Annotated in this window: 10 protein-coding genes; 3 read left to right on the top strand and 7 right to left on the bottom strand. The window is 40.8% G+C overall.

The genetic code is table 11. The annotated features are described in order from the left end of the window. Window positions 1–49: 49 nt before the first annotated feature. Window positions 50–559, bottom strand: a complete 510-nt coding sequence (locus tag AFM12_RS01675) for a Rid family hydrolase (protein ID WP_055143540.1) — start codon at window positions 557–559, stop codon at window positions 50–52. 114 nt (window positions 560–673) lie between these two features. Between AFM12_RS01675 and AFM12_RS01680 the strand changes: the two genes are divergently transcribed. Next, on the top strand, window positions 674–1,825 hold the full coding sequence (locus AFM12_RS01680; RefSeq protein WP_055143541.1) for an FAD-dependent oxidoreductase: 1,152 nt from the start codon (window positions 674–676) through the stop codon (window positions 1,823–1,825). A gap of 416 nt (window positions 1,826–2,241) precedes the next feature. On the opposite strand, the gene AFM12_RS01685 is transcribed toward AFM12_RS01680, so the two are convergent. Both AFM12_RS01685 and carB read right to left on the bottom strand, forming a co-directional pair. Continuing rightward, a complete protein-coding gene (locus AFM12_RS01685; protein ID WP_055143542.1) occupies window positions 2,242–3,252 on the bottom strand; it encodes a hypothetical protein in 1,011 nt (336 codons plus the stop codon). A 361-nt stretch (window positions 3,253–3,613) separates the two neighbouring features. Next, window positions 3,614–6,457, bottom strand: a complete 2,844-nt coding sequence (gene carB, locus AFM12_RS01690; protein WP_055143543.1) for a carbamoyl-phosphate synthase large subunit — start codon at window positions 6,455–6,457, stop codon at window positions 3,614–3,616. A 177-nt stretch (window positions 6,458–6,634) separates the two neighbouring features. On the opposite strand from carB, the gene AFM12_RS01695 reads away from it, so the two are divergent. Beyond that, a complete protein-coding gene (locus AFM12_RS01695; protein WP_055143544.1) occupies window positions 6,635–7,093 on the top strand; it encodes a hypothetical protein in 459 nt (152 codons plus the stop codon). Here AFM12_RS01695 and AFM12_RS01700 read toward each other — a convergent pair. The 4 genes from AFM12_RS01700 to AFM12_RS01715 all read right to left on the bottom strand — a co-directional run bounded on the left by AFM12_RS01700 (window position 7,079) and on the right by AFM12_RS01715 (window position 11,770). Continuing rightward, a complete protein-coding gene (locus AFM12_RS01700; RefSeq protein ID WP_055143545.1) occupies window positions 7,079–8,617 on the bottom strand; it encodes an NFACT RNA binding domain-containing protein in 1,539 nt (512 codons plus the stop codon). The two genes, AFM12_RS01695 and AFM12_RS01700, sit on opposite strands and share 15 nt — an antisense overlap. 27 nt (window positions 8,618–8,644) lie before the next feature. Then, entirely contained in the window at window positions 8,645–9,553 is a 909-nt protein-coding gene (locus tag AFM12_RS01705) for a Ppx/GppA phosphatase family protein (RefSeq protein ID WP_055143546.1), read from the bottom strand. Window positions 9,554–9,645: 92 nt separating this feature from the next. Beyond that, complete coding sequence (locus AFM12_RS01710) at window positions 9,646–10,944, bottom strand: aminopeptidase P N-terminal domain-containing protein (protein ID WP_055143547.1); 1,299 nt, start codon at window positions 10,942–10,944, stop codon at window positions 9,646–9,648. Between the two features lie 13 nt (window positions 10,945–10,957). Continuing rightward, complete coding sequence (locus AFM12_RS01715) at window positions 10,958–11,770, bottom strand: N-acetylmuramoyl-L-alanine amidase-like domain-containing protein (protein WP_055143548.1); 813 nt, start codon at window positions 11,768–11,770, stop codon at window positions 10,958–10,960. 223 nt (window positions 11,771–11,993) lie between these two features. Between AFM12_RS01715 and AFM12_RS01720 the strand changes: the two genes are divergently transcribed. Beyond that, complete coding sequence (locus AFM12_RS01720; RefSeq protein WP_055143549.1) at window positions 11,994–12,260, top strand: Asp-tRNA(Asn)/Glu-tRNA(Gln) amidotransferase subunit GatC; 267 nt, start codon at window positions 11,994–11,996, stop codon at window positions 12,258–12,260. Window positions 12,261–12,262: the final 2 nt, after the last annotated feature.

Genomic DNA, 12,262 nt, shown 5'->3' on the forward strand with positions numbered 1-12,262 from the left:
AATACAATATTGCCCTAAATGGTGTCCTTTGCCGTCATTAATTTACCATTTAATCCGGTTTTTTTGCCGCGATGACTTCGATCTCAATGAATTTGTGGGGGTTCACCAAAGTGGCTACTCCAACGGTGGCCCGAACGGGCTTTGAAGGATTTTCCTCGTTGCCGAAATACTGTTTATAAGCATTATTCCAACCTACAAAATCATATTGACCACTTTGGGTGTCTGGTGCTACAAAAACGTGCATAGAGAACACATTAGTCAACGAATAGCCACTTTCAGCTAAAGTGGTTTTGATTTTTTCCAGAATATTCAGGGCCTGCGTTTCAGTATTTCCGTATTTGGCATAATTGCCATCTTCCAATGTCGGATCCAGAGCACCGGCCGTGAAACCGCTGGTATAAAAAACAGCATAGTCAGATGGCACTGAAGCCGTTGACGAGATAATGGATTTTGGATTCCCTTTTAACTCGAGTTCCTGGGCCTGGCTATGGAATGAGATTGTGAAGGTGTTAACTAATAGAATGCTGTATATTTGAATTTTAGCAATATTAAATTTCATCTTTTTTTGATTAATGTTTATGAATAAACTGAATGTTTAAATTTATGCAAAATAAGATTTCTTGATTACCGACCGCTCCGGATTTCTTTCAAAAAATTTAAACATTGAATTCAAATGAACAGAAGAAATTTCTTTCTGAAAGCGGGTGTGGTCGGAGCTTTGGCAGCGACCGAGGGTCTTCAAAGTTGTGTGACCGGGCCGAAACTATACGGGGACAAAAGTTTTTATATCAATAGGGGTTTTACCGCCATTCCCAAACTTAAACTTTCCTCTGACCGCATTATTAAAGAAACTGTGGGGCTCAGGCCTTTCCGAATCTCAGGCCCTCGAATGGAAAAAGAAATGCTTGGCTCTAAAACCATCGTTCATAATTATGGTCACGGTGGCAGTGGCTGGTCGCTCTCCTGGGGTACCGGAAATCAGGCTCGCGAACTGGTGAAAACCACTCCATACAAAGAAGTCGCTCTGCTGGGTTGTGGTACGGTTGGCATCGCTACAGCCACATTATTGCAGGAAAGTGGCTTCAAGGTCACCATTTATACCAAGGATGTACCACCCAATGTGACCTCTAATCTGGCCACTGGTACATGGTCGCCCTCCTCCAGAGTTTGCGACCGCGAAAGTGCCACGCCTGAGTTTGAAGCACGCTGGCAGGATGCCACACGTTTTTCTTTCAGAAGAATGCAGATGATGCTGGGCATGAATGATATTGTGGCCTGGGGCGATGAATACCAGGTAAGAAAAAATGCCCCTTCAGGCACCCGACGAGCGGGAGGCTCTGAAGTCTTCCATCTGAAAGGTCTGGCACCGGAATGGCGGGAACTTGGCAAAAAAGATCACCCTTTCAATGCCGATTATGTGAGACGCCGGAGCAATATGATTTTCAACATTCCGAGTTACCTCAATTTTCACCTGAACAACTTCATGATCCGTGGCGGAAAGGTGGAAATCAAAGAAATCAAAACCCCGGAAGACATTGATGCTCTGGAGCAAAAGGTAGTGGTTAACTGCATGGGGCTCGGAGCCGGACAGGTGTTCAATGATAAAGAAGTGTTTCCCATCTCAGGTCAGCTGGCCTGTCTTGTACCACAGACAGAAGTCAATTACAAACTCGCCACCGACGGAGCTTACTTTATCACCCGAAAAGATGGTATCTACCTGGGCGGCACCGGCAAAGAAAACAGCTGGGATACCAATCCCGACCGGGCCGAAACGGAGAAGTGGGTGAGTATTTTATCGGATTTGATGAAGGAGATGAAGGGGTAGTTTTAAAGACTCAAGATTTAAGGCGGAAGACTAATATCTTTCGTCTTTTGAATGAATTCTTGCTTCGAATAGCTTTATGGACTTTGAGGAATATGTTTCAAGGTACTTCGACCTAGTTGTCTTTGGTGCAATAAATTCAATATCGGGCAGAAGACAGAGTGACACCTACCTCGAAGTCTAAAAGACTTCAAGGAGCAGAGATACTACAAAGGAAGACACAAGATCATTAAAAGTCTTGCGTCATAAATCTTCATCTTAAGTCTTCAAAAAGACTGACGACTCATATTTATATGCTAAACTTATAAATTTCCAGCTTCGTTGAAGTTTAAGAATCTTCAGGCTACTGGATTAAAGCTTACTTTCAAAACATTTTTCAAGAATAGTTCGTAGTCTTCAATCAATCCCTAATTGTTCATTTACAATATCTTACATGAAAATTGTCTTATGTAAGAAAACTGAGGTTGATTGACGTTGTTATAAAAAATATATTCCAATTGATTTCCTTTCTGGTCAAAGTATGCTGAAGTCAAAACACTATTTGAACCATTTCTGAAGGAATACGTTTTCCTATGACTCAGCCCCCCGTTGGAGAAATATTCAAATTCTTGGTATAACCTGTAATTCTGATCATCGTTTGAAAGATCAGTGCTGGTCAAGAATCCATTGCTATAATTATATGTGTAGTAGTCATTAACTCCATTTGATTGAAACCGGATCTCCTTAATTTTTAGACCCTCTGAATTATATTCAAAATGACGAAAAGGAGCATCGTTATTCATTATGGAAATAAGCTGAGTAAGAGAGTCATATTTATACACTAAAATATCGGTAACATTGGTCGGAGGAATGAACCATATTTCTTTTAAGAGATTTTGATTGTCATCATATTCAAGGGTTCTGCGTTGGGTCAGTTGGTCGTTGGTAAGCATTTCTTTCTTTAAGATATTCCCAGCCTCGTTATACTCATTCCGGGTAGTGCTCTTCTGATTGTTTCTGACCAATTCAAGTAAGGTCTGATTTCCCGACTCATCATACTCAGCCAATGAAGACTCAGAAGTGAAGTAATTAATGACCAAACTTCTTCGAACTTGGCCATTTTTATGATAGTTATACTCCGTAAGTGACCTATTTCTGCCGTCTTCTACTTCTAAAATTGAATTGAGTTGGTCACCAGAATAGTCTTTGAAATAAACTCTTTGATAAGTAATACCGTTCTGATAAAAAATTGTTGAATCCAAGTTAAGAAGGTCATCATAAAAGTTAATTTCAGAGCTAGATAAAGTTTCATAATCATAAAGCTCGGATTTTAGAATTACACACTTTTCCAGTAGCTCCTGCTGAGAGGGCTTGACCTTATCATCAGTTTGACATGAGATTACAAATATTAAGGAAAGTAAAACGCTTAGTTTTGTTGTGATTGAGGACATATATTAGAGGGTTATAAGTTGGGATTTATTCTTGGCATTCCAAGAAAGTTTATTTCCTTTTTTTGAGGCAAAGTTATTTATCATTTTATAGAATTAAGACTACAAAAACTAATCCATTAAAAGGGAAAACTATCGGCTCGCTTACATATTTCAGTCCATATATACCCCCCAGGAAGTATTCAACCGTCAAATTATCAATGAAATAGACACCTCGACCAGTAGATTGCATTCTGGTTCATAACTTAACAGAGTCTCCGTCATGGACTCAGCGGACATAAATTAAATTCAATAAAAGGTATAAAAAAAGACGCAAGACCAGCCAGTCTTACGTCTTTTATCTTAAATCTTATGTCTTTCGAGCTTAACGACTCATATACATATTTCTTTCCTTGTAAACCTTCAGGAAGTACTCATCTTTCAAATTATCGATGAAATAGATGCCTTCACCAGTTGATTTCATCTCTGGTCCCAGCTCCTTGTTTACATTCGGGAATTTGTGGAAAGAGAACACCGGTATCTTGATGGCGTAGCCTTTCTTTACCGGCTGGAAATTAAAGTCTTTGACTTTTTTCTCGCCCAGCATCACCTGAGTCGCATAGTTGACATACGGCTCCTGGTAAGCTTTACAGATGAATGGAACAGTACGTGAAGCTCTTGGGTTGGCCTCGATCACATATACGATTTCATCTTTAATGGCAAACTGGATATTGATCAAGCCTTTGGTATCCAAGGCTACCGCAATTCGTTTGGTATAGTCTTCAATCTGAGCCAGAACGTTCTCACTCAAATCAAAGGCCGGAAGAACCGCGTACGAGTCGCCCGAGTGAATACCCGCCGGCTCGATATGCTCCATAATACCAATGATATAGGCTTCCTCCCCGTCGCAGATGGCATCGGCTTCGGCCTCTACCGCTCCTTCAAGAAAGTGATCGAGTAGAATATTATTATCCGGGATTTCGCTAAGAATTCGCACGACGTGTTGCTCCAGCTCATCCTCGTTGATCACAATTTTCATGCTTTGGCCACCCAATACGTAGGATGGTCTAACCAAAAGCGGGAATCCAAGTTCTTTTGAAACCTCAACGGCTTTGTCAGAAGTTCTTACAGTGGTGAATTTCGGGTAAGGAATGCCTAATTCCACCAGTTTCTCTGAGAAACGACCACGATCTTCAGCCAAATCAAGAGCCTCCCATGAAGTACCGATGATTTTGATGCCGTATTTTGTCAGTTTCTCCGCCATTTTAAGAGCTGTTTGACCTCCCAACTGAACAATCACCCCTTCCGGTTTTTCATGCTGAATGATGTCATACACATGCTCCCAGAAAACAGGCTCAAAGTAAAGTTTATCAGAAATATCCGGATCGGTTGAAACCGTTTCAGGGTTACAGTTGATCATAATGGTTTCGTAGCCACACTCTTTAGCGGCCAAAACACCGTGTACACAAGAGTAGTCGAATTCAATCCCCTGCCCAATACGGTTTGGACCTGATCCGATGACAAGAATCTTCTTCTTATCAGAAACCTCAGACTCATTATCCGGATTTTCCTGTTTTACGTTAAATGTGCTGTAGTAATAAGGCGTTTGAGCCTCAAACTCAGCGGCACAAGTATCTACACATTTGTACGCTCTTTTAATACCTAATTCATGTCTTTGAGCAGCCACTTCGCTTTCCAGACGGTGAACAAGGTGAGCAATCTGACGGTCGGCATAGCCTTTTTGTTTGGCTTCCAGCATCAGATCAGCCGGAATATCCTCCAGCTTATATTTCATAATTTCTTTTTCCAGATGAATCAATTCTTCAATCTGGTGAAGGAACCACTTGTCAATTTTCGATAAATTTTGAATCGTATTGAAAGACAATCCGGCCTTGAAAGCATCGTAGATATGGAACATACGATCCCACGAGGGGTGCTCCAAGCTTTCTTTCAAAGCTGCCTGATCTTTCAGTTCTTTGCCGTCAGCACCCAAACCGTTTCTTCCGATTTCAAGCGATTGACAAGCTTTTTGGAGAGCTTCCTGGAAGTTTCTTCCAATACCCATGGCTTCTCCCACGGCTTTCATCTGAAGACCAAGCTTTTGGTCAGCACCTTTGAACTTGGCAAAGTTCCATCTCGGTACTTTTACGATCACATAGTCAATCGCCGGCTCAAACATCGCCGAAGTGCTTCCCGTAATTGGGTTGATCAATTCATCAAGATTATAACCTATCGCCATTTTAGCAGCGATTTTGGCAATCGGGTAACCCGTGGCTTTTGAAGCCAGGGCCGATGATCTACTTACACGCGGGTTAATTTCAATACCGATGATGGTGTCATCGTCAGGGCTAAGGGCAAACTGCACATTACATCCACCGGCAAATTGCCCGATTCCATTCATCATTTTGATGGCCATATCACGCATACGCTGATAAATGGTATCAGGTAGCGTCATAGCCGGTGCAACGGTTATAGAGTCACCAGTGTGAACGCCCATAGCATCGAAGTTTTCGATGGTACAAATGATCACGATGTTTCCTACGTTGTCTCTAAGGAGCTCAAGCTCATATTCTTTCCAGCCAAGGATAGATTGCTCTATCAAAACTTCATGAACAGGAGAAGCATGAAGGCCAGCATTCAGGGCTCTGTCAAATTCTTCAGGTGAGTTTACAAAGCCTCCACCATAACCACCCATGGTAAATGATGGTCTGATTACGAGTGGGAAACCAATTTCCTGTGCGATTTCTTTTCCTTCTAAGAACGACTTCGCCGTACGTCCTTCGCAAACGCTCACCCCGATTTCCTTCATTTTTAATCGGAATTTCTCGCGGTCTTCGGTGGTTTCGATAGCATTAATGTCAACACCAATCATTTTGGTATTGAACTTTTCGAAGATTCCGGCTTCGTCACATTCTATGGCAAGGTTAAGAGCGGTCTGTCCTCCCATGGTCGGTAAAACAGCATCAATTGGCTTGCCCATGTCCACATGAATCTGCAGAATTTCCTCAATGTATTTTTTCTCCAGAGGTTTCAGATAAACATAGTCAGCATTCAGCGGGTCGGTCATGATTGTGGCCGGATTTGAATTAATCAAAGCCACCTCAATTCCTTCTTCTCTTAATGATCTTGCTGCTTGCGAACCGGAGTAGTCAAACTCACATGCTTGCCCGATAATGATCGGTCCCGAACCTATAATTAGAACGGACTTTAGATTGGTATTTTTTGGCATTTCCTAGTGAAGAGGTTTCGATTTGTACATCGAAGATCAAAGGTAATACACAAAGCTTAAACTGGCCTCCTATTATCAGGAAATTGACTAAATACTTTTTCCTGCAAGAATATTTCCGATGAAATATAGGATTTATCTTAGACATTGTCTTTTTTTGTCTGAAACTCACTTTCGTATATGCTTTCCATTAAAAAATTACTCCTAACCATTACTTTAGGCTTGGTCATTTTGACTGGCTATTCTCAGGGCGAAATCGCCATTCTTCCGGTTTACAATCCCTCTCATTTACAATTGAAAATTACGGCGAATAACGAAATTCTTTCCGGCCGGGACTTTCTTACAGGAGAAGATAATTTGCTGAATATCAAAGCCTTTTCTGAAGAAGATGGCGAACTTGTACTCACTGAATTGAGAGCAGATCTTGTCAGACACGGAAGAAAAGTTTCTTCTATTACTGCTGGAGAAAAGATGGATTTAACCAACCTCATGGCCAATGCTCAAAGCGGAGACGTTTTCCGGTTTACTGCTGATAAAGTTTACATTAGAAACAGTGAGGGAAAACTCGAATTGTATTCGATAGGTAATGTCAATTTTCTCTATACCTATAGATCTTCAAAAGGCTTAGTTCTCAACTAGAATCGCGGGATCAATAGGCTCGATGAGTAAAACGTCCTCTTTCTCAACCATAACGGCACCATCAGGGGTGCCTTTTATTTTCCGGACAAACTTTTTTGGAGTGTAGGCCACTGGCACCATGGTGTCATTTCTTTTCTTGGAGAACCAAGCTGCCAGTCCGGCCGCGGTTTCCAAAACTCTTTTTGGTGTTTTTTGACCAGATATTTCTTTAATGACCACATGAGACCCCGAAACATCTTTGGCGTGTAACCAGGTATCATTTTTATGACTGTATTTGAGGGTTAGCAGGTCGTTGTTCTTCGCGTTTTTCCCAATCCAGATTTTGTAACCTTCAATTTCAAAGACTTTGAACAAATCCTCAGCTTTCGGGATTTTTGACTTTTTCTGAGTTATTTCTTCTTTCTTAACATGATTTCTCAGCGATTTCAATGAATCCGTTTTTTCAATGGTTTCGATTTGGCTTTTCAGGGTCTCAATTTCCTGTTCTTTTGAATTTAGATTCTTTTCTAAAACCTCAAATTCAATCTTCTCTTTTTTAGCCTTTCGATAGTACAATTCAGCATTTTTTTGAGCCGAAAGGTCTTTCTTCAATTTGATTTCCAGTGGTTTTCCGGTTTGAAAGTCATTTAATGTCACCAAAGTGCTTTCCTTCGGAATTTCGTGTAAATAAGCCATGATCAAATGACCGATGGCCTGATTGCCAGGGCCCTCTAAAAGAGTATCGAGCCTTTGAGAAGTTTTCGATAGATAATTTTCAGCGTTTTTGAGTTCTTTTTGAAGTTTTTTGAGAGCAGACCGCTTCTCATTTTCCAGCTGAGACGTTTTTTGCTTCTCAACATAAAAACTGTTTGCAGCGTAAAAAGGATCTTTGTACTCATTAATAACCTCACCGAAACGGAGTAATGAAAGGTGAAGCTCATTCCTGAAATTAATGATGTAGAACTTGCCAGCTTTTAAAAGCTCATTGATACTTTCGACCAATCCCCAATTCGCTTCAATGTTCTGTTCTTTATTTTGTTCAAAATAGGCTTTTGGCAACTTGCCCCAGGTAGGAAAAAGTTTTGAGGGGTTACCTTCATGGTTCAAGAACGCCTCTTTCGATTGTTTCAATTCCTTCGCAAAATCAGCGTATTTTAACTGAAGATCGTCTTTAAGTCTATTGTTGAAGATGGCAAAGGCATCATTGCCATTGAAGGCAATAATATTGGAACGGTTACCATACATTTTCAAAACCAGTGCTAAGTCATTTTCGAGCTCAATGGCAATGGCACGCTCGTTTTTGAAAACGAAAATTTTTGAAACGTTCAGGTCTATTAACTCTTCAAAAAGATCAACAGAGTTTTGTTTGGCACGATGGAAAGTCTCTGAGAAATACAGCCCACCAAAAGTGGATTTAACAGAGCATTTGATATAAAAATCACCCTCCTGATTTCCAAAACCCAGAATGAGCTCGTCTTTTTCCTGACTAAAACAGGCCAGAAGGGTTTTACCTTTGAGTTTATCGCTCAAAGGCTTTTCCAGCATTTTGAAGAAATGATAATTGCAGTGCATTTATTGAGTAACGGCCAGGATGCCTTCTTTCATGGCATATTTTGAGATTTTGATCTCACGAAGATTGAAATTTTGAATCAAATATCGAATCAAACAAGAAGCTACTACTATCATATCTACCCGCAGCTCTACCATGCCGGGAATGGCCATTCGTTCCGCACGGTTTTTGGTCAAAAACTGCTCATAGGCTCTAATGAAGGCCTCCAAAGGATAATCAAAACCTACTTTGTTTTCAGGAGTACCCTTTCCGGTGGTCTCAAAATGATACATATTATTCAATGTATCAAAACTGCCGGAAGAGCCTATGAGAACTTCAGGTGAATATTGATGGCAGGCATTGGCCAAAGGCAATAATTTTTCCCTGAAATAATCATCCATTTTACTGACAGAGCTGTTTGGGATAGGATCGGTTGGGAAAAACATATCCATTAGTCGCTGGCCACCAATTTCAAAACTTTGCTTCCAGAGCAGTCCTTTTGCATTGCAAATGATAAACTCCACACTACCACCACCGATGTCAACAATTACTGAGTTTTTCTCAACCTTTACGGCCTGACTTACACCTTTATAAATCAGCTCAGCTTCACGGTCGCCGGAGATGACTTCCACTTTAATATTCACTTCTTTTTTGAAAGCTTCAATTACTTCATTCCTGTTGGAGGCACTTCTCAAAGCAGAGGTTCCAAAGGCAAAAATTCTATACTCTGGTATTGCATATTGATCAATGATATTTCTGAATTCCTTAAGAACATTTATGCCCCTTTGAGTCCCCTCTGGAGTGATAATGCCCTGCTGAATGCCTCCCATGCCTAGTTTAGCTGCAATAGAAGTTTTGGAGATGGCTTCATTTGAGTCGTTTACAATCAAAAGGTGAAAGGTATTAGTACCAAGATCAATTATTGCACGCATTTTTTTTAAAAGATTTAAGACTCAAGACAAAAGACTCCTGAAGTCAAAGATGACGGTTCCTAAGCCTGTCAAAGGACCAATTTTCCTATTTATCAAATTTTCCCAGATTTAAACAAAGCCTCAATTTCTCCAATTTCCAGCGGGATATCAGAACAGAGGTCTTCATTTCCATCCTCCGTGATTAGAATATCATTTTCCAATCGAACGCCCAGGCACTCTTCCTCAATATAAATTCCCGGCTCGCAGGTAAGCACCATGCCGGGCTGAAAAACAGCGTATCGACTACCAACATCATGAACATCTAACCCTAAATGATGTGAAATGCTATGTGGAAAGTATTTGCGGTAAAGAGGGCTTTCCGGCTTTTGTTTTTCAACATCCTCTTTTTTAAGTAAACCCAATTTGATCAATTCGGCCTCCATTTTTTGAGACGTTTCCTCCCGAAGTTTTTCCATGGTATTTCCGGCTACTATCCGCTCTTTGGCAAAGTGAAAGACATTCAGGACTGCCTTATAGACCAGCTTTTGACGTTCTGTGAATTTTCCATTGACGGGCAGGCAGCGGGTGATATCGGCGTTATAGTTGGCATATTCGGCCCCAAAATCCATAAGGATGAGGTCGCCATCTTTACAGACTTCATTATTGGTAACATAATGAAGCACGCAAGCATTTTTTCCGGACGCCATGATAGGAGGGAAGGCATGCCCGCGGGAGCGATTGATCAAAAACTCATGCGTCAAATGGGCCTCCAGCTCAAATTCATGAATGTCAGGCGTGATTTTATCGGCTAAACGAAGAAATCCTTTTTTTGTAATCGCTAAAGCTTTTCTCAGTTGGTCAATCTCTTCTTTTTCTTTGATAAGTCTTAATTCGCCTAGAATAGGGGCCAATCTGTTGACTTCAAACAGCGGGTACGCCGCCATGACCTTTTGGTTGAATTCTTCACTTTTGGTCCTGAATTCAGTATTTCTGCCATCGTGTTCGTTGGCGTTCAGATATATCGACTTTGCTTCTGGCAAAGTTCTTTTTAGGTAGCCGTCCAGTTGATGCGACCACAATACCTTTTCGATACCACTGATTTCACGAGCCTGTTCTTTACTTAGTTTTTCTCCTTCCCAGATTTTCAGATGGTCGTTCGTTTCTCGAATAAACAAAATCTCCCGGTGGCTCTCCACCGGATGATTTGGTTGCAGAATTAGATACGTTTCCTCCTGATCAATACCACAGAGATAAAACAAGTCTGAATTTTGTTTGAAACCAAAAACACCGTCAGCATTGGTTGGGAGCACTTCGTTTGAACAAAGAATGGCTACAGCTCCATCTTTGAGCTGGCTTCCTAACTTTTTCCTGTTTTTAATGAATAATGAGTTTGGGATAGGTTGGTATCTCATAATTTTTCCTGATTTATAGTACTCTCACTACCATCAGGCCGGCATGTTTTGAAATTCTGTTGATATAATTCTTAATCGTTTCATCCGCAATTACCACTTTCTCTAACTCTGAGGAGGCATGCATAAAGCGGAGTTCCCCATTCTGCCAATAGGCAATACCTTCGTGGTTGACATCCAAACCTTTAATATTGGAGGTGAAAGCAATAATATCACCCGTTTTTATCTCGCCTTTTACCTGATCCAGGTTTTCAGGTTTGATCTCATAAAAGTCATAATCCGCCAGGTCAGCCTCCATTACTTTAATTTGCCCTAGTACCGTGTTATTGGTCTTAAAGGCTGAATAGTATTGACGGTGAGTGCTCATAAAATTAATATTCAGAGGCTTTTTAGTGCCTAATTCCGGGGTAAGATCTTCAACCAACCCCATATCTTCGGCATGTTTGGTCCAGTCGAAAAAGTAATGGATACGCGATGAATAGCCATCAACTTCTCCATAGCGGTAACGCAATCTTTGCATCATTTCTCTAAAATCAGCCAAGGTGGGGTTCTCATATTCTGAAATATGAGTGAGGGCTAAAAGAGTTTCAACATAAGTATAACAATCAAAGCCATCAAGTCGACAAATAAGCTTTTCAGTAGTGCTCTCTAGCGTATGGCCTAAATATGGTTTTCCGAGAAAACGTTTGCCTATTTCCACCATGCGTTCGCTTCGTGTTTCGCTGGTTAGGTTTGAGGTCAATTCTTTGATGAGTTTATCGTCACCTTCCTGAGCTTTTGTGAGAAAAGGTACGATTAATATAGCAACGATAATGAGGGCTTTTTTCATTTATTTCTTGTTTGGAAAACAGTTATGAAGGCAAAGATAGAAGTTTCTTATCCCTGATTATCTTAATGATCTGTGAATATATTTCCACGGCTATTTCGCATTTCCTGTGCTTATTTCCCTGTACTTTTTTACTTTTGTGCCTCATTTGAGGGGCCTTTGTCTCCAAAACTGAAAATAAGGAATTCTAATGGGGCATCTTAAAGCCCTAAACTGCTAGTTAGCAATGAGTAAAACAATGACGCTGGAGGTGCTCTCCAGCATTAAAGGTGCGAAGTCGTCAGAGGCGGTAGAGCAGCTTTTTGAGGTAATCAAAAAAGCGAAGGCTACCGTAGAGCATGGACAAGCCAATCATTTTACGGCGGTTTCTGTCAGCGATTTACGCCCCGATGAGGTAATCAAAAGCTCAGAATTAGAAAGGGAGATTATCAAAAAGAACTTTCCAAAGCAAAAAGACGGCTATTTGGTGGTTTCTAAAGTTATTGAGGAATAAGT

This window comes from Jiulongibacter sediminis (assembly GCF_001306455.1).
In the GTDB taxonomy this organism is placed as follows: Bacteria; Bacteroidota; Bacteroidia; order Cytophagales; family Spirosomataceae; genus Jiulongibacter; species Jiulongibacter sediminis.

What these genes read in the sequence shown, in the direction of transcription:
- AFM12_RS01675 (WP_055143540.1), bottom strand. Translation starts at nt 559, where the DNA reads ATGAAATTTAATATTGCTAAAATTCAAATATACAGCATTCTATTAGTT.
- AFM12_RS01680 (WP_055143541.1), top strand. Translation starts at nt 674, where the DNA reads ATGAACAGAAGAAATTTCTTTCTGAAAGCGGGTGTGGTCGGAGCTTTG.
- AFM12_RS01685 (WP_055143542.1), bottom strand. Translation starts at nt 3,252, where the DNA reads ATGTCCTCAATCACAACAAAACTAAGCGTTTTACTTTCCTTAATATTT.
- carB (WP_055143543.1), bottom strand. Translation starts at nt 6,457, where the DNA reads ATGCCAAAAAATACCAATCTAAAGTCCGTTCTAATTATAGGTTCGGGA.
- AFM12_RS01695 (WP_055143544.1), top strand. Translation starts at nt 6,635, where the DNA reads ATGCTTTCCATTAAAAAATTACTCCTAACCATTACTTTAGGCTTGGTC.
- AFM12_RS01700 (WP_055143545.1), bottom strand. Translation starts at nt 8,617, where the DNA reads ATGCTGGAAAAGCCTTTGAGCGATAAACTCAAAGGTAAAACCCTTCTG.
- AFM12_RS01705 (WP_055143546.1), bottom strand. Translation starts at nt 9,553, where the DNA reads ATGCGTGCAATAATTGATCTTGGTACTAATACCTTTCACCTTTTGATT.
- AFM12_RS01710 (WP_055143547.1), bottom strand. Translation starts at nt 10,944, where the DNA reads ATGAGATACCAACCTATCCCAAACTCATTATTCATTAAAAACAGGAAA.
- AFM12_RS01715 (WP_055143548.1), bottom strand. Translation starts at nt 11,770, where the DNA reads ATGAAAAAAGCCCTCATTATCGTTGCTATATTAATCGTACCTTTTCTC.
- AFM12_RS01720 (WP_055143549.1), top strand. Translation starts at nt 11,994, where the DNA reads ATGAGTAAAACAATGACGCTGGAGGTGCTCTCCAGCATTAAAGGTGCG.